Annotated in this window: 24 protein-coding genes, 1 tRNA gene and 1 pseudogene; 4 read left to right on the top strand and 22 right to left on the bottom strand. The window is 58.1% G+C overall.

What is annotated here, in order from left to right; all coding sequences use genetic code 11:
- Positions 1–29 precede the first annotated feature (29 nt).
- Positions 30–1,145 (bottom strand): tRNA guanosine(34) transglycosylase Tgt, encoded by a 1,116-nt coding sequence (tgt, locus tag AB4P92_RS21655; protein WP_162184604.1) that lies wholly within the window; start codon positions 1,143–1,145, stop codon positions 30–32.
- Positions 1,146–1,159: 14 nt separating this feature from the next.
- On the bottom strand, positions 1,160–2,224 hold the full coding sequence (gene queA / locus AB4P92_RS21650; RefSeq protein WP_042560939.1) for a tRNA preQ1(34) S-adenosylmethionine ribosyltransferase-isomerase QueA: 1,065 nt from the start codon (positions 2,222–2,224) through the stop codon (positions 1,160–1,162).
- Positions 2,225–2,332: 108 nt separating this feature from the next.
- Here queA and AB4P92_RS21645 point away from each other — a divergent pair.
- From AB4P92_RS21645 to AB4P92_RS21630, 4 genes are all read left to right on the top strand, one after another.
- Positions 2,333–2,417 (top strand) — tRNA-Leu (locus AB4P92_RS21645).
- Between the two features lie 649 nt (positions 2,418–3,066).
- On the top strand, positions 3,067–3,426 hold the full coding sequence (locus AB4P92_RS21640) for a hypothetical protein (protein ID WP_395598142.1): 360 nt from the start codon (positions 3,067–3,069) through the stop codon (positions 3,424–3,426).
- A 533-nt stretch (positions 3,427–3,959) separates the two neighbouring features.
- Complete coding sequence (locus AB4P92_RS21635; protein WP_395598141.1) at positions 3,960–4,193, top strand: hypothetical protein; 234 nt, start codon at positions 3,960–3,962, stop codon at positions 4,191–4,193.
- Between the two features lie 13 nt (positions 4,194–4,206).
- The gene (locus tag AB4P92_RS21630) at positions 4,207–4,503 is read left to right on the top strand and encodes a hypothetical protein (protein WP_395598140.1); all 297 of its coding nucleotides are present in this window, start codon (positions 4,207–4,209) and stop codon (positions 4,501–4,503) included.
- A 76-nt stretch (positions 4,504–4,579) separates the two neighbouring features.
- Here AB4P92_RS21630 and AB4P92_RS21625 read toward each other — a convergent pair whose 3' ends face one another.
- The 20 genes and pseudogenes from AB4P92_RS21625 to AB4P92_RS21530 form a co-directional block, all read right to left on the bottom strand.
- A complete protein-coding gene (locus tag AB4P92_RS21625; protein ID WP_395598139.1) occupies positions 4,580–5,809 on the bottom strand; it encodes a hypothetical protein in 1,230 nt (409 codons plus the stop codon).
- Between the two features lie 106 nt (positions 5,810–5,915).
- Positions 5,916–6,887, bottom strand: a complete 972-nt coding sequence (locus tag AB4P92_RS21620; protein WP_395598138.1) for a hypothetical protein — start codon at positions 6,885–6,887, stop codon at positions 5,916–5,918.
- Entirely contained in the window at positions 6,860–7,570 is a 711-nt protein-coding gene (locus AB4P92_RS21615) for a hypothetical protein (RefSeq protein ID WP_395598137.1), read from the bottom strand. The genes AB4P92_RS21620 and AB4P92_RS21615 overlap by 28 nt, the downstream gene beginning before the upstream one ends.
- Positions 7,567–8,109 carry a DNA-binding protein gene (locus tag AB4P92_RS21610; protein WP_395598136.1) on the bottom strand — a complete coding sequence of 181 codons (543 nt, stop codon included), beginning with the start codon at positions 8,107–8,109 and terminating at the stop codon, positions 7,567–7,569. The genes AB4P92_RS21615 and AB4P92_RS21610 overlap by 4 nt, the downstream gene beginning before the upstream one ends.
- A complete protein-coding gene (locus AB4P92_RS21605) occupies positions 8,106–9,032 on the bottom strand; it encodes a hypothetical protein (protein WP_395598135.1) in 927 nt (308 codons plus the stop codon). The genes AB4P92_RS21610 and AB4P92_RS21605 overlap by 4 nt, the downstream gene beginning before the upstream one ends.
- Positions 9,029–9,547 carry a DUF4376 domain-containing protein gene (locus AB4P92_RS21600; protein ID WP_395598134.1) on the bottom strand — a complete coding sequence of 173 codons (519 nt, stop codon included), beginning with the start codon at positions 9,545–9,547 and terminating at the stop codon, positions 9,029–9,031. The genes AB4P92_RS21605 and AB4P92_RS21600 overlap by 4 nt, the downstream gene beginning before the upstream one ends.
- Positions 9,548–11,818: a phage tail protein gene (locus tag AB4P92_RS21595; RefSeq protein WP_395598133.1), complete on the bottom strand. Its 2,271-nt coding sequence runs from the start codon at positions 11,816–11,818 to the stop codon at positions 9,548–9,550. It lies immediately after the preceding gene.
- Between the two features lie 175 nt (positions 11,819–11,993).
- Positions 11,994–12,509, bottom strand: a pseudogene (locus tag AB4P92_RS21590) (phage tail protein); the annotation flags it as partial.
- Positions 12,502–13,674 (bottom strand): baseplate J/gp47 family protein, encoded by a 1,173-nt coding sequence (locus AB4P92_RS21585; RefSeq protein WP_395598132.1) that lies wholly within the window; start codon positions 13,672–13,674, stop codon positions 12,502–12,504. The gene AB4P92_RS21585 and the pseudogene AB4P92_RS21590, both read right to left, overlap by 8 nt.
- Positions 13,671–13,988 (bottom strand): DUF2590 family protein, encoded by a 318-nt coding sequence (locus AB4P92_RS21580; protein ID WP_395598131.1) that lies wholly within the window; start codon positions 13,986–13,988, stop codon positions 13,671–13,673. The genes AB4P92_RS21585 and AB4P92_RS21580 overlap by 4 nt, the downstream gene beginning before the upstream one ends.
- Positions 13,985–16,096 carry a phage tail tape measure protein gene (locus tag AB4P92_RS21575; protein ID WP_395598130.1) on the bottom strand — a complete coding sequence of 704 codons (2,112 nt, stop codon included), beginning with the start codon at positions 16,094–16,096 and terminating at the stop codon, positions 13,985–13,987. The genes AB4P92_RS21580 and AB4P92_RS21575 overlap by 4 nt, the downstream gene beginning before the upstream one ends.
- Before the next feature lie 6 nt (positions 16,097–16,102).
- On the bottom strand, positions 16,103–16,243 hold the full coding sequence (locus tag AB4P92_RS21570) for a DUF6890 family protein (RefSeq protein WP_395598129.1): 141 nt from the start codon (positions 16,241–16,243) through the stop codon (positions 16,103–16,105).
- A 23-nt stretch (positions 16,244–16,266) separates the two neighbouring features.
- Positions 16,267–16,557 (bottom strand): putative phage tail assembly chaperone, encoded by a 291-nt coding sequence (locus tag AB4P92_RS21565; protein WP_395598128.1) that lies wholly within the window; start codon positions 16,555–16,557, stop codon positions 16,267–16,269.
- Positions 16,554–16,811, bottom strand: coding sequence for a hypothetical protein (locus tag AB4P92_RS21560; RefSeq protein ID WP_099776125.1), 258 nt, complete (start codon positions 16,809–16,811; stop codon positions 16,554–16,556). Before AB4P92_RS21560 ends, AB4P92_RS21565 begins: the two co-directional genes overlap by 4 nt.
- 1 nt (position 16,812) lies before the next feature.
- On the bottom strand, positions 16,813–17,175 hold the full coding sequence (locus AB4P92_RS21555) for a DUF1353 domain-containing protein (protein ID WP_395598127.1): 363 nt from the start codon (positions 17,173–17,175) through the stop codon (positions 16,813–16,815).
- Entirely contained in the window at positions 17,165–17,395 is a 231-nt protein-coding gene (locus tag AB4P92_RS21550; RefSeq protein WP_395598126.1) for a hypothetical protein, read from the bottom strand. The genes AB4P92_RS21555 and AB4P92_RS21550 overlap by 11 nt, the downstream gene beginning before the upstream one ends.
- Positions 17,396–17,788: a YcbK family protein gene (locus tag AB4P92_RS21545; RefSeq protein ID WP_395598125.1), complete on the bottom strand. Its 393-nt coding sequence runs from the start codon at positions 17,786–17,788 to the stop codon at positions 17,396–17,398.
- Positions 17,785–17,997 (bottom strand): TraR/DksA C4-type zinc finger protein, encoded by a 213-nt coding sequence (locus tag AB4P92_RS21540; protein WP_395598124.1) that lies wholly within the window; start codon positions 17,995–17,997, stop codon positions 17,785–17,787. The genes AB4P92_RS21545 and AB4P92_RS21540 overlap by 4 nt, the downstream gene beginning before the upstream one ends.
- Complete coding sequence (locus AB4P92_RS21535; protein WP_210702854.1) at positions 17,997–18,449, bottom strand: phage protein; 453 nt, start codon at positions 18,447–18,449, stop codon at positions 17,997–17,999. The genes AB4P92_RS21540 and AB4P92_RS21535 overlap by 1 nt, the downstream gene beginning before the upstream one ends.
- A 6-nt stretch (positions 18,450–18,455) precedes the next feature.
- On the bottom strand, positions 18,456–19,571 hold the full coding sequence (locus AB4P92_RS21530) for a DUF2586 domain-containing protein (protein WP_395598123.1): 1,116 nt from the start codon (positions 19,569–19,571) through the stop codon (positions 18,456–18,458).
- Positions 19,572–19,580 lie beyond the last annotated feature (9 nt).

The following is a 19,580-nucleotide window of genomic DNA, read 5'->3' as shown; positions in this document are numbered from 1 at the left end:
GCAAATGTTGAATCTTGGGGTCAGAAAACTCAGTCCAAAGGCGGAACGGGGAGCCCGCGTTTGGCGTAGAAGGCATCGACAAAGGCGGCCAATGTACCCTGTTGAATAGCCTCGCGCAAACCAGCCATCAGCACCTGATAATGGCGCAAGTTATGGATGGTATTGAGCATGCTTCCCAGCATTTCGCCGCACTTGTCCAGGTGATGCAGATAAGCGCGGGAGAAGTTCTGGCAGGTATAGCAATCGCAGGTCGGATCGAGCGGCGATTCATCATGGCGATGGAACGCGTTACGGATCTTCAGCACGCCTGTATCAATGAACAGATGCCCGTTGCGGGCATTACGGGTTGGCATCACGCAATCGAACATGTCCACACCGCGGCGCACACCCTCAACCAGATCTTCCGGTTTGCCAACGCCCATAAGGTAACGAGGTTTGTCAGCCGGCATCATGCCCGGCAGATAATCGAGCACCTTGATCATCTCGTGCTTCGGTTCACCCACCGACAGACCGCCAATGGCCAGGCCATCAAAGCCGATCTTGTCGAGGCCTTCGAGCGAGCGCATGCGCAGATCCTGATGCATGCCGCCCTGGACGATGCCGAACAGTGCAGCGGTATTCTCGCCGTGAGCATTCTTCGAACGCTGAGCCCAGCGCAACGACAGCTCCATCGACACACGGGCGACGTCTTCGTCAGCCGGGTACGGCGTGCATTCGTCGAAGATCATCACGACATCGGAACCGAGATCGCGCTGAACCTGCATCGACTCTTCCGGGCCCATGAACACTTTGGCGCCGTCGACCGGAGAGGCAAAGGTCACGCCCTCCTCCTTGATCTTGCGCATCGCGCCGAGGCTGAACACCTGGAAGCCGCCGGAGTCGGTCAGGATCGGGCCCTTCCACTGCATGAAATCGTGCAGGTCGCCGTGCTCCTTGATCACCTGGGTGCCAGGACGCAGCCACAGGTGAAAGGTATTGCCCAGGATCATTTCCGCGCCGGTGGCGACGATGTCACGCGGCAACATGCCCTTGACCGTGCCGTAAGTACCGACCGGCATGAAGGCCGGAGTCTCGACGGTGCCACGCGGGAAGGTCAGACGACCACGACGGGCCTTGCCATCGGTGGCAAGCAGCTCGAAGGACATACGACAGGTGCGACTCATACTGTTTCCTCTGGGTCCGATTCACTAGGGGCAGTCGGCGCGGGATTTCGGGTGATGAACATCGCATCACCGTAGCTGAAAAAGCGGTAACCGTTATCGACGGCAGCCTTATAGGCGGCCATGGTTTCGGGGTAACCGGCGAAGGCCGAAACCAGCATCAACAGCGTGGATTCAGGCAAATGGAAATTGGTCACCAGGGCATCGACCACATGGAACGGCCGGCCCGGGAAGATAAAGATATCGGTGTCGCCACTGAACGGCTTGAGCACGCCATCGCGCGCCGCACTCTCCAGCGAACGCACGCTGGTGGTGCCCACGGCAATCACTCGACCACCGCGCGCACGACACGCGGCGACTGCATCGACCACGTCCTGGCCGACTTCCAGCCACTCGGTGTGCATGTGGTGATCTTCAAGCTTTTCGACGCGCACTGGCTGGAACGTACCGGCGCCAACGTGCAGCGTGACGAATGTGGTCTCGACGCCTTTGGCGGCAATCGCCTCCATCAGGGCCTGATCGAAATGCAGCCCCGCCGTCGGCGCCGCCACCGCGCCCAGGCGCTCGGCGTACACCGTCTGATAACGCTCGCGATCCGAGCCTTCATCCGGGCGGTCTATATAAGGAGGCAACGGCATGTGCCCGACGCGATCAAGCAGCGGCAACACTTCTTCGTCAAAGCCCAACTCGAACAACGCGTCATGACGCGCGAGCATCTCGGCTTCGCCACCGCCGTCGATGAGAATCTTCGAACCCGGCTTCGGCGACTTGCTGGAACGCACATGCGCCAGTACGCGATGGGTATCGAGTACCCGTTCGATGAGTATTTCCAGCTTGCCACCGGACGCTTTCTGCCCGAACAGCCGCGCCGGAATCACCCGGGTATTGTTGAACACCATCAAATCGCCCGAGCGCAAATGCTCAAGCAAATCAGTGAATTGACGGTGTGCCAGAGCACCGCTGACCCCATCAAGGGTCAACAGGCGACTACCGCGACGCTCGGCCAAAGGGTGGCGGGCGATCAGCGAATCAGGGAGTTCGAAGGTAAAGTCAGCAACGCGCATGATGGGGTTCGTCTAGCAGGGGCCGAAAGTCTAGCGGAAATATCGAAAATTGACCATGAAACGTGATTGACCAACGGTAATCTCATCTCTATACTTCGCCGCCATTGAGCCCTGATGGCGGAATTGGTAGACGCGGCGGATTCAAAATCCGTTTTCGAAAGGAGTGGGAGTTCGAGTCTCCCTCGGGGCACCAGCACAATGAAGAAAGGCCTTGATTATCAAGGCCTTTTTTTTCGTCTGGCGTAATTATGGCGTAACCGCGCAAATCAAAGCGCCCAGGCTCAGGCAGCAGCAAATCGTGTTGGCACACAGACCATCTCGACGTTAAAGCCCAACGCTCAGTAGCGGATGGGTGAGATGTAGCAGTGTCGCGGTGTGATAGGCCGAACTTTTAGAGCCGTTGCGATGTGTACGCATGTGACGAAGCGCCCCCTATGCGAAGCGAAAAAAAATTAGGGTTGACCCCTCAAAAGCTTGTCAGTTTTGTCAGATTACTATTCTAACTACTATCTAACCCTTATAAATCAAGGCTCTCAGCCGTTTTTGTTGATGTCAGAAAGGTGTCAGCGACCTGTCAAAACCTGACAAAACAGCAGTGTCAGATTCGCAGTTTTCAAGTAGCTGATTTATAAGGGGTTTTTATTTCTGATGGCAAAACTGACACAAACATCCAGCCTCGATGTCAGATCTGAAACCCAGTAAATACAGGGTCTCCAGAGCATTTTCTGACAGATATCCATGGTCTGACAGGGATTTGGGGGTCAACCTAAATAAACTTTAATGAGGCGCCTTGAAGCTATCCTTCAAAATGACCCGGCGCGCACTGATCGAGGAGAATAAGCATGCGTAAGACAGCATCCCGAGCAGCAGTACCCATCATCGAAATCATCAAGAAAGGCGCGGCTTGGGAGGTTCATTGGGATTACCAGGAAGCGCCCGAAAGCTCGATATTGTTCCAACGCGGCGAATACCTGCGCGGATACATCGACGGCACCATGGATGATCTGGGAATTCATCCCGACAATGTGTGCTGTGCCAGCGGACAGACTGGGACGGTAAAGAAGCTGAACGAAGACCAGGCTGTTAGGTTGAGTGATGCTTTGAACCGCGTGCTGATCCCGATCGTGACCAAGGAATTCACGCGCCTTCAAAACATGAACAACCTGCCTCACCTTCGAATGGTTAACGCTAAGGAGGCGTGAAACCCTCCGAAATGCTGCAATCCGCCTGCAGTCCTTGCCCTGCCTGGCTAGCAGGGAATTCAGCCTCACCCCGTACACAACCAATCCCCGCCAGAAAAAGAACGTGCGCGTTTTTTAAAACACACCGAAACCCACGTTTTAAAAGTTTTCGCCCAATGAAACCGGGCACTCCAGCGTTAACCCTTCCGTCCGCGCCCTTTGCGTAGCTGTGCAACCGCGCTGCATTTCCTTTCAAAACTTTGCACTCTGTGAAAGTGCCGATCACCTGCAGGGCCCCTCGGCCCGCCTGGGCTGCAGTCTCGTTTGCACTACATCCGAATTTGCACAAAAAACGGACGCAAAGCCCGTCGGCGGGAGGGGGATAAGTGCTTTTTCAGATGTTTTTTTGTTCCAGCGCTCGTTTTCCGTGAAGCAATCTGATCGAGCCGCTAGCTGCACGTCATCTGACTGTCGAGACGGAATCTGGTCGCTCGAGTATACTGTCTGCATGTACAGTATTTTTGCAGTCACGGAATGAGGCCGGAGTTATGGACATGGCAACCATTGAAAGAACCGCTGCTATCGCGACGTGGACAGTGTTGCTGAACGATAGCGATGCGCTGCTAGAGAATCCTGGTGCTCAACATAAAGCACTGCTCAGAACGGCTCATGCACTACATCGGGCTCACATAATCGATCAGGGCGACCTCAGCGATCTTCTTGAACAAGCGGATGGGGCATTGGCGTATGCGGTCGAAGCTCTGTTCGATCGTCCAACTGACGAATAGGTAGGAGCATCACGTGCATATGCTTGTTACCCCTATGCGGCGCCATGGCGTAGCTCTCGACGCCAAGGAACGACGACGCTATCCGGCCATTAGGGGGAATGTGATGGTGAACTCGGAGATAAACAAAGAGCTGGGTAGAACCGCTAATGTCGCACGTTTAGATGTAGGAATGCCTCTAGACCCGGATCCTTTACCGAGACTCCTGGATGCAACCCTAGCGGGGATGGCGGTTACTGGATTTGTTCTAAGCGGAATAGAGTACATCGACGGTTGCGCTTATGCGCAATCTTGGTGGTGCCGACTGGCGTAGGAATTTCATGAGCCGATATTTCACAACTCGGCTCGATGAGTGAAGGAAAAATTACAAGACCTAGAATCTCCACCAATTAAGAAAACTTCAAATCCTCAAGATATGCAACAACATCCTTTTGCGTAGAAAACAAATGAATTTTCTTTGTTAGTTGCCGAATAACATTAGAAACCATTATTAAAAGCTCCCATAAGTCAGTATCACTAACAGTCTGCTTCCCGCCATGAGCTATAGTGCTTCTTGTACCGTAACATTTTTTGATGAATTTCTTAATTTGCTTCCTGCCGGGCAAAGTCGTGTTAATTATAAGCGCCGTTGACTCTGCTATAGTATTGGCAATTGGCTCTCCTTTCTCAGGAGTAAACAGAGTTTCCAGTGCAATCATTAAATGCAAATAACTATTTTCACGTTCGGACTGAGTGATTGCCGATGAGTACCAATGAACTGCCCGTAGCAGGCACTCTTTGAAAGGACTCAACTGCTCCTCATTTAAATAACCAGCTAGTTCTAAGGCACCAATACTGTCCATAGTAGTCAACGCGGCTTTATCAACGACGAAAGCCCGCGGTGATCCCACAGCGTCAGATGTCAAGAGAAAACCCTTTTCCCTTGTTACATACCCAATTCTATCCGCTCTAGGATGATCTCCTATCAGTCCGATCCTCACATCCTCAGACAGTGGATAAATGAATTTGGAGGAGTATCGTAATATATCTATAACTCGCCTAGCCTCGTCCTTAGCCCTTTCAAATGCGCGATTAGGCTCAGCAATGATTTCAACTCGCGCAACGCATCGACGATCTAAATCTTTTTCTATCTCCGGCTTGATGCGTTGTTCAAACGTTAAAGCGTTTGATGACCGTACCCCCTCGCTTTCAAAAATTGCGGGTGCCAGAATCGAATCTATATACGCTTCATCGCACATAGAAAATGTAACCTTCCCAAGGCTCAGAGTCTTCTCAACCAGTAAGCCATCAACCCTAAGATAAACTGTATTTACGGTATCGAAAGATTCAAGCTCATCAGCGAGAAGCTTAATTTGATCTTTAAATATTAAACTTGGACTCGATAGAATCTGCGCAAAAATAGATTTTATTTTATTGCTTACAACCTTCTCAGAAAATGTCTCAGAGCACTTTGTCTTTACGATAAAATCTTTAACCAACCCTATCAGCAATAGACGTTGTTCTTGGGGTAGGTCATACATAACACCATCATGCATTTCGAGTGAGTTGGTTGGCGCCGTTGCATGTCCCGCGATTTCTTTAAGTCGTTTTTCAAAATCGGCTATGGTATGAATATTCATTTATATCCCTATAAAGTGTGCCTGTTTGATCAGCACCAACACGCTATAGGGAAGGCATAAATTAATCCAGTATCACGAAGAAATATTAATCGTTAGAACAGCCCGCTCAAAGCGTCACTGCCCCTAACTCTGTCGATAGCAATGCTGCTTTCACGCTATCCGCCGTGAATACCGCCGCCGTCGTCGGTACTGGACTGGATCCGTGGACGTGGCTGGCGATCTGGGTAGCCATTTGCTCGAGCAGATCGAGTGTGTCGCAAAGCACGCGGAAGATGTTGACCCCTTCGGATCCGACATGGTTTTTCGGCGCGACCATGTGCTGGCTTTGCCCGGCCACGCTTTTGCGCAGACCTTGGATCTTTTCCAGCATGTCGCCACCAACAGCAGCGTTGTGCTTTTTGCCCACCACCAGGTTTAAATCTCGCCCAGTCGCCTGGTGCATGTCATCCAGAGAGGCGATCGTTGCGGTACCGGCGGAATTCAGCTTTAGCGCACCCAGGGCGTTGATCCGCTTGATGCCACCCACTTCCTCGGTGGAATGATTCTCCACGTCCTGAACGTGGCTCTGGTACTTCTCGTGGTTGCCCAGGGCTTCGACTTCGCGCTCCAGCGAATGGTCGCGGATCTTGCCGTCAGTCAGGCGCGTCCAGTTGCCGTCCGCATCGACGCGCTGCTGCACCGCATCGCTGTGCTGCCACACCTGGTCGCCCTTCGGCACCTTCGGCAGGCTCAGGCCGTGCGGCAGGATCGTCTGGATGTAGGGCTTGTGCGGCAGGCCGTAGGCAAAGCACACCACCACCTGGGTGCCTTCCTGGGGAAACGCGAACATGCCCATTTCATCGCCACCGGATGGCAACGGAAGCGGCACACCGGACAATACCGGCAGGTTCGGATCGGCTTCACCGTCCGGGGTCAGCACCTCGATGTCGACGGCATAGCGTGGCCGGAAGTCGTCGCACATCGATGCGCCGGCGGGCGCATCAGCCACCCTCACCACGCGGGCAAAGCGCGGCAGGTGGTAGCCACCGGTCAGTTCAGGGAATTGGCGTTCTACGCTGCGCTTGATTGCGTCGTCCATTTGATGGCCATCTGTGTGCCGGCAAGCGTGACACTGGTGATCCGCTCGCCCTGGTTAATTGTTGCACCTGGTCGTAGCCCGGGGAGAGCCGCGACCATTGCGCTTTGATTGCCCTGGTAGCCATCGAACAGACTGACCGGGAGTTGCAGCGGTGCTCGAGCACCAAAGAAGCTGTCGGCCCAGGAGCCGACGAATACTTCACCGTCGCCCTGCTGCTGCCAGATAAAATCGGCAATGCCGAACACCCTGGCCATGCTGTCCAGCGCCTGATATCCGGCCGCCAGGCTGTAGAAAAACGGAGCTTTCACCTTGGTGTACGGCTGATCCGGAACACGAAAATGCAGCCCGGTTTTGCTGCTGATCTCGGTCAGCACGGCGCGCAGATCCACATGGCGCAGGTTCATCGGCAGGGACTTGGCCAGCACGGCGACCAGCTCACGGCAGAACACCACCTGCTCAATGCCATTAGCCGCGGTGCAGCGCTCGACGTAGCCGATGAAGTGGCGCTGCAGTGCGGCTTCGTTGTAACCGATGTCCAGCGTCACCAGGCCTTGCACCGAGGCCCCTGCCTGAATGGTGAACATCGCCCGCCCTGGGCTTTTGATCTCCAGGCGAACTTCGTCTTTTACCAGCGGTACCACGACACCATTGATCGTCAGCACCTTATGCAGCTTCATGCTCATGTTGTGCCGCCCAGGTAGGAGTCCACTTTTTTGAGGACAGCTTCGAAGCCGGTCAGCTCTTCGGCCGCCCCGCCCGATCCATCGGCGCCGGTACCGGCCACTCCGTCACCGGGTGCGGATTGCGACTTCACCGCGTTGCCAGCACGTCGGCTCTCGACCTTTTCCGGGTTCGAGAGCTTTTCCGACAGGGTGAACTGGACGATCCATTGCGCCAGGCTGTCGTCTTCACGGGCGCTGACACCGTCAGAAAACGTCACCTGGCGGATGCCGAACGCCTCGGCGGTGTCGTTGACGATCCGATAGGTCTTGAGCTGGCCCCCGCCTTCGGTGCCTTCGGCCAGGCGCATCAGGGTGCGCAAGTTGCTCAGCTGCTTGTAGGGGATCGTCAACGCGATCGTCAGCGTCTTGGGCTTGAAACCCTTGTGCGACTTTTCGGTGTTGCTGGTCTGCCCCGACATGTCGTCGCTTTCGATCTTGAGGTTGGCCGTCACCTTCATGCGGTTACCGATGATTTGTTGGCCATCGAGCAGCAGCGTCATAGGCCCACCAGTTCGCGAACAAAGCTCAAGCCCTGCAGGGAACCCACCAGCATGACGCCCGACGACAGCACCCATTCGTGACCTGGTGCACCGTCGCCCTCGAGCAGCTGCTTGCGCAGTTCACCCGCGTCACCTGGTCCCAGCAAACGCGCCTGCATGCTGGTGTCGGGTGTGCCGCCGGCCAGCAGGTCTTTCAGGGCGTTCAGTTTCGAGTCCTGGCCCAGGGCCTGTTCGGCCTTGCGCTGAGCCAACTCGGCCAGGTCATCCAGCGGCGAACTGTCCGCCGCGTAGCTTTCCAAGCGGGCCAACTGGCCGTTGATCGAGGCGCTGGCTTCCTTGAGCACGGTGCAACGCTCCAGCGGCAGATCAACCCAGGGCGGCAAAGCGCCGATAGTCGGCAGTTCCCACTTCGAGGTGTCCAGGTCGAACAGGTGCTGGGCACGACGCTCGGCTTTCTGCAGCTCGGCGATCGGCATCAAGGCGTTGAATTTCGACAGCACCCCGGCCATCTGGTCAAAGCGCGTGCCCAGGAACAGGATCACCAGGGCGTATTGCTCGCCCGTCGGGTGCGCCGGATCGGCGCTGTCCTCGAGCTTATCCGCCAGGCGCTGCACCAGATTTGGGGCTGACAGGAAACGCTGGTAACCGGTGCCCTGGCCGACACCGCTTTGAAACGGCGTCACCACAAAGCACTTAGGAATCTCGCCAAACTGGCCGTCCAAGGCGGCGCGACCGTTCGCAATAACGCCCTTGACCGCGGCACCAATCAAGCTCAGATCCGTGGTGACCTGGTCCGCCAAACTGGTCAGGCGCGCACCCGTGCTCGCCAGGGCGGCGGTGGCCATGTCCTTGGCCTCACTCATCTGATCCATCCAGGCGGTCGCCTCGGCGGGCCACTGCATGGTCACCGGCGACCAGTTCATTCAGTCGCCTGCTCGATGTTCATCACCTCAGCGAACGCAGCCTGATACGCCGCTGTGAACTGGACCGGAATGTCGATCGAGTCGATGTCCTCCATGGTGGTCGCGCTGGTGATGGCGGTACCCACAGCACGTTCACCACGGAAGCAGCCGCGAACGTGCGCCGCCATGGCGCGAGCGATCGGCTCGATCTGCTCCAGTGTCACCACCTGCCATCCGTTCAAGGCTTTCCAATCGGTATCTGGAATCAGGTGGTATTTGAGGGTGGTGTAGGCGCTGCTCAGTTGAGCTTGGCTTTCGCGGTCGGTCTTGAGTCTTAAGCCGCCTTCGAGTGTCAAACCGGTGGTTTCAACCTCAAAACGATAAACCGTCAATTGTTCCATTAACCCGGACTGGTTCAGCCCCACAACTAACTCTTCGGCCTCTGCCGCACTTTCAACCAAGTGTTCAGCACGATAGGCCGGACTGTCGTTAGTCACTAAAGCCGAGCCGTCAGAATAAGAAATTAACTTATACACTTAGTCGATCCTCCAAAAGTCAGTCAGGTAAGTCGTGTCGTTCGTGCCACCGAAGACATAAATACTGCCTCCAGCCTCCGCAATGGCCGGATTCGCTCTCGGATATCCTCCTGCTGGGAGAGCCTTCCAGCTATCTTGAACAGGGTCGTACACAGACAGCGTTTTGTAGTAAATGGAATTCGAATACCCCCCGTAACGATAAATCAGGTCATTTACCGCAACGACTCCAAAGTTTGAAAACGCTACATAGGGAAAGTTACTTTTCTGAGTCCACTCTCCGGATTCAGGATCATAACAATAGGTCGATGCTCCGCTGAGCAGAAAAATCTTACCGGCAGCAGCCACCAGCTTTGCGCCCAGCGACCAGACCGAAACAGGGCAGTCAGGCAGAACGCTCCAAGTATTATTAGCCGGGTTGTAACATAGTAAATTCTTACTAATGCCATACCCGGACATGCTGCCACCCGCGACGTACATCCTTCCATTAAGGGCACAACCCAGCACATTTGTACGTCCGCCCCCAGCAGGGCTCGCACCGGCGCTAACCACCCCGGTGGTAGGGTTGTAGATCCAAAGGTCGTTTAGATAGTTGGTCCCATCCGCAGAGCTAGAACCACCATAGAAATAAATCAAACCGTTAATAGCAACGGCCACGTGCGTACTAAGCGCCTTTGAAAAAGTTTTCTGAGTCCAAGTGCCAGATCCCGGAGAGAATTTCCAAAGGTCTGAACGCGTAGCGCCGCCAGTATTATTATATCGACCCCCTTGCAGGTAAATATCCCCATCGACCGAGACCATTACGGCATCCGAGCGACTGGCAGGCCCTGCAACAAGCTGGGTGTAAACACCGTCTAACTGCTTAGCCGTGACAAAGCGCACTAACGATGACCACTCCGTTTCGCCCAGTACCTTGCCCTTATATTTCACCCTTACATAAAGTTGTGTGTTGGGAACGATAGAGTTGGGCTTGTAACTGGTTAGATTGGTGGTAGACCAACCACTGTCAGAAACAAGGCCTGTCGCATCGGGGGCCATGAACAGTTGGTAACGGCTTTCGAGATGGATATCACTTCCACCGTAAACACTGAACGCATCGCTGAGAATCGTTACCGGCGAAGTAACGCCCTGCTGGCCATCAACTGGGAAGGTGATCGATGGGCGACGGATGTAGATGGTCGCGGTGTTGAACGAGATAGCCACCGGTGCGACCGTTTGCAGTGTTGCGCCAATGTCCAACGCCCGCGCATACAAGCGTTTACCCGGAGGCATCAGGATGTCGTAGTCGCTCGGGCGAATGCTGGTCAGCGCGGTGGTGCTGGTCTTGTCAAAGATCAGCTGGGTAAAGGCTTCGTCTGTCGCGATCTGCCAGCGACGGGACACCTGGTGGTCAAAGCCCGCCGGAAACACCTCAAACGCTGTCGCGGTCAGCACCAGGTCAAGGGCCACACCGGTCGCTAGATTGACGGGGCTGGTGATGGTCGGCGGCACAATGGCGGCAGCACCGACCGGCAGGCGGAACGAGGCTTTACTGCCATCGCGCAGCACGTCGAGCGTCATTATCCCCGCCGGCGCGTTGGCTGGAATCGTCAAGGTCAGGACGTCCGCCGCGATGGTCACAGTGCCCACCGTGGTCGCCGCCGTGAAAATGCTGAACCGGTTGTAGTCGGTGATCTTGTAGGTGTTGACGCTGCCTGGGTACACCAACACCGGGCCGTCCAGGCTCACCGCTTGCGGCGGTGTCCAGGTCGTCAGATCGACCTTCTTGTCCAGCTCGGTTTTCAGCTCGGCCAACTGGGCGTTGATCGCGGTGAAGTCGGCGGTGAAGTCGAACTGCCAGGTGCTGGCCGGGACGGTGATCCCCGACAGCGACTGCGCGCCGTCGTATTCCCAGACGATGTTGCGGGTCAGGTTGTTGCCGGCCTGCAGTGGCGGGATCTCGCGACGTTTCTGCTGCAGCGGGACATAAGCCGCAATCAGCAACACGCCCTCGGCGGTCACCAGGCCCATCCAGTTGAAGTCGAAGTCACCGATATCGGTACCCAACATCAGGCTGTACACCACTTTGTTGGTGGCCAGATAGCCTTCACGGGTGACCGGCGTGGTATGCACGATCAGGTTGGCATCGGGCACGCCGGCGGCGCGATCCACCGGCAGGGTGGTATCCAGCCCGGGCACCTTGGCCAGGATGAAGCGGGACACCTCAACGGTCTGGCGTGCGGCCTGTTTCTGCGAGATCAGGCTTTCGCCTGCAAGGGTAATGCTAGCCCCCATGGGGTAATTCCTTTTAGCGTGTAACCAGGGTGACCTGGTCGTTGTTGAACTCGGAGGTGGTCAGCGCCAGGCCGACCGTTTGGGTGTCGTTGAAGCGGGCGACCATCGACAGGTGGTCGTGACCGAACTCGGCAGTGGTCAAGCGCATAACCACGCTTTGCGTGTCGTCGAACTTGGCGATCAGGGTCATTTGGTCGTTGCTGATCTCGTAGGCAGCCATCACCAGGCGAACCACGGAGGTGCTGACGAATTCGTAACGGCGGCAGGTGCGCCCGTACTGGTGAACGATCATGTCCAGCAACGCTGGATTTTCCGAAAGCTGCGAATCACTCAGGTGCAACTGGACGATGTCCCAGTCCCGATCGGGCAGGCGTTCTTCGATCCGCACATACCCCACACCGAGGCGCTGCAGGATCCGCTGGAAGCCGATCACCGATCCGGCGTCGACCGCGTTGATGAAGGCGTATTTCACACGCAGGCGGTACAGGCTCTCCGACTCACCTCGAAAACGAGTGATGTCGCGCTGCCAGGCGAGCAGATCCAGAATGGTTAGGTGGCACGTCTCGGCGTCCATTTGCAGCAACGGCCAACGCATCCAGCCTTCGACCGAATCCCACCAGGCCTGGGCGGTGGCCTTGAGCTTGGTGGCCTCTTCGCCGTCGAGCCAGAACGGCAATTCGAGCTTAATCATCGAACGTCACCTCCAGCGCCTGCAGCCGGGGAATGACCAGGTCGGAAAGGATGTCCTCGTTGCCGAACTTCATGGACTCGATGCCGGGGAACTGTTCGTGCAGTTCCTCGATCAGGCGACTGAAGGAAAAGCGCGACTGCGGCCAGGTCAGCGTCGGCGTGTAATCGCGCCCAGTGCTTTCGCGGAACGCTGCCCGCACAAACAGAGCGATATCGGCTTGCAAGGTGGCACGCTGCGCCACGCTCAGGTTCGCCACCGGCCACACCTGCAAGCTGACGTCGTGCAGGGTTTCGGGCATGACCATGACCAACATGGAATCGCCGTGGCCATGGTTGCCCTCGTCCATGATCTTGGCGTTGATCTGCTTCAGGTAGGTGTCTGCCGGCACGCCGGCTTCAAATAACACGTAGGCATTGGCGCTGCCTGGGCCACGCGGTGCCCCATGTTCGAAGTACACGCCATTGGGCGATACGCCCGGGAACGCCGCGATCAGAGCTCGGTACACCGCGTCGGTGTGCCATTGGTTGACCGCACTGAACTGGTTACGCACCCGCAGGCGCAGCTGGTCGTCCGGCTCGGAATCCGAACCAGGCGTTGTCAGCCAGCCGTCCAGATTCACCACCTGGATCACGCCCGGTACCGGTACCGGCAAAACCGCGTAATAACCGGGGGCCAGGTTGAACCCGCTGCCGGCTTCGGTCGCCTTAGCCGGAATTTGTAGTTGTGACTGGCCTTCGGCAAAGCTGGCGGTGGCGGTGGTCACCAGTTCGTAGACATGCCCATTGATCGAGGCCGACTGCACCCGCGTGCCAATCGGGACTTCGAACTCCCCCACCGTCGTGGCGCGGCTGAACAACAGTGTGCCGACGGTCTTGGTCGGGGCTTTGCGCTCGACGTTGACCGCCCAGGCCAACATGTCCAGCCAGGCTTTTTCGGCGGTCTTGACGAAAAAGTTGGGCAGCACGGTGTCACTGACAAAGGTCAGCAACCACAGCACCGGTTTGGTCACCAGCGCGGTGACCACGCGCCAGAACGGTGAATAGGCGCTGGTGTTGGCCAGCTTGCTGCCCTGGGCAGTAACTTCGGTTTCCCACGCAGCCTTTAGTGCGGCCTCAGTGGTTGGAACGCCCGAGTCAGCGAGCGCCTGTTTAAAGTCAACGCTCAAAGGGTCACCTCGACATTGCCAAATTGCAGGGTGGTGGCGGTGACCAGGTACTGACCTGGTGCAAGCTCTTTTATTGAGGCGGTGCCCGGTACCAGGCGCACGTCCGCCTCCACCAAAAGTTCCAGCTGCTGAATGCAGTCGCGCTGTTTCAGGCGGTTACGCTCGGCCACCAACGTCACCAGCAGACCGCTTTCGCGGATCATGTGACCGATGTCCTGGGCAATGCAGGCGCGATCCTCGACCGGCAGTGGCTGGCGGGACAGATCCAGCGCCAGGTCGTTGTCAGTGATCAATAGGTCGATGTACTCGCTCATCCACCCACCGCCATGCTCATCATGTTTTCCACTTCCAACGGGGTCATAGGCTTGGCCGTGTTGATGTTGAGGGTCTCCACATGCGTGCCCTTGTTTTGGGTCTGGTTGTTGGTGTTCTGGATGCTGCGCAGCAGACCGCCCTGGGGCACGGCTGTCGGGCGCGTCGGGGAAAGGCTTCCGGTCGTTGCGCTCATGCGCTGGCGGGCTTGCTCGGCCTGTTCGGTCGGAGCCGGCGCCATGACCAGGGACGGCACCACAGACAGGGCAGGACGCGCCGCCAACGGCTGTTGGGCGACCTGCAGCGTTCGATCCACGGCGGGTGTGTTCGGTACCGGTGCTTTTATGCCGGGAATCTCCGGCGCTTTTATGCCAGGGATCTCCGGCGCTTTTGGCATGTCGCCAAAGGCCGCATCGATCTGCACGCCGGGGATCTTGTTCAACATCTCGATCAGGCCGTTGATCGCGTCTTTGAAAATCTTGACGATGCCGTCCCACGCCGCACTCGCCATGCCGGTCCAGCCGCCGATCGAGCCGAACCAATCCGACAAGGCCTGCAGCTGGCCGGCGATCCACTGGAACGCGGCCGTGTTCATCAGTGCGCTGGTCCAGTCGTCCCAGTAATAGATCGCGGCGCCTACGATCGCGACCAGGGCGACGATGCCGGCGATGATCAGCCCCACCGGGTTGGCATACATGGCGGCGTTGACCAGCCAGATCGCGCCCTGCCAGAGCAACATGCCGACCTTGACCAAGCCCATCCAGGTGTAGAGCGCTGCCAAGCCCAGGACAAACCCTGCGATCAATACCGTGTGCACCAGGAACATGGCGATGCTGCGAAAGCCCGTCCAGGTCAGGACTTTCCAGATGGTGACCAGCGATAGCCAAACCATTTTGGCCAGGCCCACGGTGAAGGTCATCGCGGCCATGGCGGCGGTCAGGCCGAGGATCACCAATACGGTGATGCCGATCACGCGGGTGATGTTGGGGAATAGCTGGGTCCAACGGGTCAACGTGCCAGCGATGCCGACCAGCTTGTCCATCAGCGGGGCGAGCATTGGGATCAACGCTTGGCCGAAGGCAATGCGTAGCGCCTGGACGGCCGCGCCGAACTGCTGCCAGGGATCGACCATGGCCTTGGCCATTTTCTCGGCGCTCTCCAAGCCGCGGACTTTGCCCAGCTGGTCGAGGCCGTTTTTGAATCGGTCGGTGTCCTTGGCCAGGGCGTTGATCACCCGTGCCCCTTCGCCGCCGAACGCTTCGGTCAACTTGGCACCGGCGGCGGCACTGGTCAGGTCGCCGAACTTGCCCTCGAGCTTGGCCAGAATGTCCGTCATCGGCATCAGCTGGCCGTTCTGCTCGGTGAATTTCATCTTGAGCTTGTCGGACGCGGCGCCGATGTTCTCGAAAAACGACTTGTACAAGCCGCCGGCGTCGCCGCCTTCCATGGTGCTGCTCAAAGTACCGATCACCGCGAACTGCTCGGCGATGTCCACGCCCGCCGTGGTGGCGAGCTGGCCCACTTCCTTGAACGCATCCTTGAGCTGTGCGCCATCGGTGCGGAATAACTGCGCCGCCAGTGCCGTCTGACCACCCAGCTTTTCGACCCACTGGCTTTTGCCCATGGCATCAGCCGATGTTTTGAACAGGTTGTACATGGTGCCGACGTAGGCGCCCATGGTCTCGGCGTCGGATTTGGTGGCCTTGGCCAATAGGTTGCTGGTGTTGGTGAAGGTCGCCAGCTGGTCGCCGGACAACCCCTTGATCGCGCCCGAGATGCTGTAAGCCGAGGCCACAAAGTCGCGGGCGTTCTCGCCATAGTTCACGGAGAACTCGAGCGACTTTTGATTGAGGGCATTCAGGGCATCTTCAGCCACACCCAGCGAGCGGACTTCGCCCAGGGCGCGGTTCATTTCCAGCGCCGGTTCCAGCGATTCACTGATGCCCTTGGCTGCGCCGATCATCCCGCCCAAGCCAAGGCCCATCTGCTTGATGTTGTTTTCGCCCTGGGTGGCCAGGTCGGAAAAACTGGTTTTCACCCTGCCCAGGGGCGCGCTGACCTTGTCGGTCAAACTGAGGATGAAAGCCAAGCGGGCGCTGCGGTCAGCCATGGGGTGTTATCCGTTCAGCGCAAAGGCGATGCCGTTAGCCACGGCAATCTCCATGCGTCTCCAGTGTTCGTCTTCCAGCCATTTCGCCGTGCCCATGTTCTCGATCGAGGGCACAGCACCAGGTAGCCAACGGTGGGTCAGGGCCATCAGTTGCCCAAACCCGTCGTCGGTTAAGCCGTCAGCGTGGCTGAGGACTTTTTTACGATGATGTCGATGTCCGGCGAGTACTCTTCAAGAAGCGCACCGGCCAGCTCCATCACGGTCATGGGGTTAACCAGCAAGGGCTTCAGCGAGGCGCGCTCTTCCTGCTTGACGGTGCTCACCAGCAAGTTATTGGCCGGGGCCACCTTGTTGTTGTTCGTGGTGCTGTTGAAGTACTTGGTCACGTCCTGGGGCGTCAGGTGGAAGGTGAAATCGCGGTCGCCGATTTCCATGGTGATGTCGCGGTTTACTTCAGTCATGCGTTGGCTCTCTTGTTGAGGTTGCGAAAGTAGGTGTCGAGGTGGTTTTCCAGGCGGGTTTCCAGCCGAGAGATAACCTTGTCGAATTGCTCGTTGCTCACGTAGTTCTGGGCCATGTACAGGCGCAGTTCCAGGTGTTCACGGCGCGCCGCGCTGACCTGCTTAAACAGGTAAACCTGAAAGCCCAGTACGCCGGTCAGGGCGAGTTCGGTCAGCACCAGCAAGACGCTGACGGTCAGCGGGTTCAACTCCATGTCATGCGCTCCAGTTGCCACGGCCGCCGATGCGGACCGCGCTGTACATCAGCCAGGCCAGAGGCTTGTGCATGCCCTCTTCCTGCAGTGCCTGGTAAAACACCAGGTCGGCTTCGGCTTTGGTGAATTTGCGGGTCAGGTGGGTGTAGATGTAGTCGTGCACCACAGCCGGACGTCGGGCCAGTTCATCGTCACGCGGCACCAACCACCACACCGGACGCGGCACGCTGGCCAGATCCGTGCGATAGCCCGCTGGCACCGTCACCGGCCGACCGTCGGCGGTGACGAAGAACAGCGGCCGAACCAGATCCCACAGGGCCGAACCGTTCACCGCTTTGATGATCAGGTCGCTTCTAAAGGGCATCGGCGGCGCACTCCACGCGGATTTTGTTGGGCGCCGCACTCTCGTCGATGATCTGACGCACCCTGCCGCGCAGCTCTGTCGGTGCCAGGCAATACGCGCCGGCCACGGTGCCCACGTAGTCCGCGTAAGTGCTTTCGAAGTAATCGGTGACGCTGTTCAACTGGTTGCCCGCCAATGCAGCGAGCACACCAATAACTGCCACCACTCGCGTACGGTGCATTCAGTAGCTCCAGAGCGTTGGACGTGGACGACCGGCCTGGGCAGCGGCCATGTCCAGGTGGATGTAACGGCCGGTACCGCGTTGCTGAATGCCCACGCCGGTGAACGGCAGGGTCATGGCCAGACGCAGCAGCTCGACCGCGTCCGCGCCGGTGCAGGCGATGTCGATCGCCTTGCCTTCGGCATGCACGCCAGGCTTGGCCTTTTTGGCTTCCACCGGGTGTTTCGGGCAGCGATACGGGCTGTTGATGGTCAGCGGCTTGCCGAACAGGATGCGCAGCTTCTGCACCTGGTCCATGAACGCCGGATCCATCTCCGTCCCGTCACTGCTGCAGCGGCCACAGCGACAACGCAATTCGTCGTAGCTGAAATTCGGCCAAGGGCTTTTGCTCATCGATGAGGCCTCTTTTCGAAAAGGGATTGGCACGGGGTGCAACGGGTGATCCCGCCCTGCGCCTGACGCGCAGTTGGGATTTCGTTGTCGCAATCCTGGCAATGGGTCCGGCTCGGTCCGGACGGGCGCGGGCGGGCGAGCTGGGCCTCAATGGCCTTGTCGCGCTCGCGCTGCTCTTGCGCCTGGGCGCGATCGAACCAGTCCACCATCAGGTCAGGCCTTCGATTTCAGCAGCGCTCAGGTATGGCACGCCGTTGATCTTGATGAAGTCCGGACTGGTGACGTCGAACGGGATCTTGTGTTTGTTCTTCTCGCCGCCTTTCGGGTCGAGGCTCAACAGGCTGGAGATCCGCACCTTGCAACCGAACGCTTCGATGCGCAGTTCCTCGTCGCCCGCCTTGGCGAAAAACACGATGTCGAACGGTTCCAGCTCGCGGAAGCTGCCGGCGCTCTTGGCCTGTTCGATCAGCAGGTTGAAGTTGGTGGTATCCAGCTCCAGTTCGCCCGCTGCGGCTACGTCACCGTCAACATGGCCATTGGGTACGCCCTTGGTCTGGGCGACGGTGCTGTTGTCGGTGATGTCGATGGTGCCGCTCTCGACGTGAACGAGCAGATCGCCCAGGTTCACGTCGAAGTTCTTGCCGCCAATCTTTGCAGCCATGCGGGGTTACTCCGTTTCAGTGGTCGAAAGGTCCAGCGCGATGTTCGCGGTCAGGTCTTTCGGGCAGTTAAGGGGGCGCAACTTGATGTAGGCCTCGACGGCGGTTTTGCTCTTCCAGGTCAGGACAATGTCGCCGTCCTTGGGCTGCTCGATCTCGCCGGGAAACACCTGGCCCGCGAAGGTGGTGGACTTGGCCATCGCGCGCAGCGGGGCCATCAGGGCGCTGATGTTCACCGCCATGCTGTTGGCCGAGTTGTTCAGGCGGCGATCGGCCACGCGGCGGATCAGCAGCGGACGTACCAGGCGTGCCGCCTTGTCGGCGATGCGCAGGTACTCGATCACCTGGAAGTCGCTCGCTGGGGTGTCGAGCAGGTTGCCGTCGGCCCAGTACACGCCCGGATAATCGGTGTAGGTCTGGGTCACGGAGAAACGCGCCTTATCCAGCTCGGAGCGGATCGCGGACAGCAGCGGCACGCCTTCGGAATCGACCGGTACCGGTCCCAAGCCGAGTACCGGGCCGGTGGCCACGCGCATTGGGCTGTCGGCCACACTGACGGCGGCGTTGGCCAGGCGACCGGCCAACACGCCCAGGTCGTTGCCGTGCAGCTGGGGCACGCAAATGACACGCGGTGCGGCCAGGCCTTCCACGATGGCTTTCTGTTCGCCCAGGTACTGCGACCAGGTCTGCGCAGCGTCGATGCCGACCGACGAGGCAATGACAAAAGCGCGACGCCCATAGGTGTTCTGCAGGGCTTGCGCAGCGTCGTGCATGGTCGACAATTCGGCGGCAGTGGTGACTGGTTTGGTGATCACCACGGCTTCGACGGAGTAGCCCTGTTGCTGCGCCTTGGTCAGTGCGTCCTGCCAGTTGCCATCGGCAGCCAACGGCGCAGCCAGGCAGGCCCAGCGGTCACCGCCATTCAGACGTGCGGCGGTGATCTGCGTTTTCAGGTCGCTGGCTGGAATACCCAGCATCACGTCCAGGTCGCTGTCGGTGTTGAGTGGGATCAGTTGCCCTGTGCTTTTCGCACCGGGACCGATGAACAGGAAATAACATTCGATCGCAGACACGGCACCCTGGCCGAGGTTGAGATTGTTTACGCTGACTTTGCCGAGTGACATGCAGTGCCT

Origin of the sequence: Pseudomonas sp. A0308 (assembly GCF_044218815.1) — a bacterium.
In the GTDB taxonomy this organism is placed as follows: domain Bacteria; phylum Pseudomonadota; class Gammaproteobacteria; order Pseudomonadales; family Pseudomonadaceae; genus Aquipseudomonas; species Aquipseudomonas iridis.
This window is presented reverse-complemented; position numbering and strand designations above follow the sequence as displayed.

Bases quoted from the DNA above. Each gene is read 5' to 3' on its own strand.
- tgt (WP_162184604.1), bottom strand. From the start codon at position 1,145: ATGTCCTTCGAGCTGCTTGCCACCGATGGCAAGGCCCGTCGTGGTCGT.
- queA (WP_042560939.1), bottom strand. From the start codon at position 2,224: ATGCGCGTTGCTGACTTTACCTTCGAACTCCCTGATTCGCTGATCGCC.
- AB4P92_RS21640 (WP_395598142.1), top strand. From the start codon at position 3,067: ATGCGTAAGACAGCATCCCGAGCAGCAGTACCCATCATCGAAATCATC.
- AB4P92_RS21635 (WP_395598141.1), top strand. From the start codon at position 3,960: ATGGCAACCATTGAAAGAACCGCTGCTATCGCGACGTGGACAGTGTTG.
- AB4P92_RS21625 (WP_395598139.1), bottom strand. From the start codon at position 5,809: ATGAATATTCATACCATAGCCGATTTTGAAAAACGACTTAAAGAAATC.
- AB4P92_RS21620 (WP_395598138.1), bottom strand. From the start codon at position 6,887: ATGGACGACGCAATCAAGCGCAGCGTAGAACGCCAATTCCCTGAACTG.
- AB4P92_RS21615 (WP_395598137.1), bottom strand. From the start codon at position 7,570: ATGAGCATGAAGCTGCATAAGGTGCTGACGATCAATGGTGTCGTGGTA.
- AB4P92_RS21610 (WP_395598136.1), bottom strand. From the start codon at position 8,109: ATGACGCTGCTGCTCGATGGCCAACAAATCATCGGTAACCGCATGAAG.
- AB4P92_RS21605 (WP_395598135.1), bottom strand. From the start codon at position 9,032: ATGAACTGGTCGCCGGTGACCATGCAGTGGCCCGCCGAGGCGACCGCC.
- AB4P92_RS21595 (WP_395598133.1), bottom strand. From the start codon at position 11,818: ATGGGGGCTAGCATTACCCTTGCAGGCGAAAGCCTGATCTCGCAGAAA.
- AB4P92_RS21580 (WP_395598131.1), bottom strand. From the start codon at position 13,988: ATGAGCGAGTACATCGACCTATTGATCACTGACAACGACCTGGCGCTG.
- AB4P92_RS21575 (WP_395598130.1), bottom strand. From the start codon at position 16,096: ATGGCTGACCGCAGCGCCCGCTTGGCTTTCATCCTCAGTTTGACCGAC.
- AB4P92_RS21570 (WP_395598129.1), bottom strand. From the start codon at position 16,243: ATGGCCCTGACCCACCGTTGGCTACCTGGTGCTGTGCCCTCGATCGAG.
- AB4P92_RS21565 (WP_395598128.1), bottom strand. From the start codon at position 16,557: ATGACTGAAGTAAACCGCGACATCACCATGGAAATCGGCGACCGCGAT.
- AB4P92_RS21560 (WP_099776125.1), bottom strand. From the start codon at position 16,811: ATGGAGTTGAACCCGCTGACCGTCAGCGTCTTGCTGGTGCTGACCGAA.
- AB4P92_RS21555 (WP_395598127.1), bottom strand. From the start codon at position 17,175: ATGCCCTTTAGAAGCGACCTGATCATCAAAGCGGTGAACGGTTCGGCC.
- AB4P92_RS21550 (WP_395598126.1), bottom strand. From the start codon at position 17,395: ATGCACCGTACGCGAGTGGTGGCAGTTATTGGTGTGCTCGCTGCATTG.
- AB4P92_RS21545 (WP_395598125.1), bottom strand. From the start codon at position 17,788: ATGAGCAAAAGCCCTTGGCCGAATTTCAGCTACGACGAATTGCGTTGT.
- AB4P92_RS21540 (WP_395598124.1), bottom strand. From the start codon at position 17,997: ATGGTGGACTGGTTCGATCGCGCCCAGGCGCAAGAGCAGCGCGAGCGC.
- AB4P92_RS21535 (WP_210702854.1), bottom strand. From the start codon at position 18,449: ATGGCTGCAAAGATTGGCGGCAAGAACTTCGACGTGAACCTGGGCGAT.
- AB4P92_RS21530 (WP_395598123.1), bottom strand. From the start codon at position 19,571: ATGTCACTCGGCAAAGTCAGCGTAAACAATCTCAACCTCGGCCAGGGT.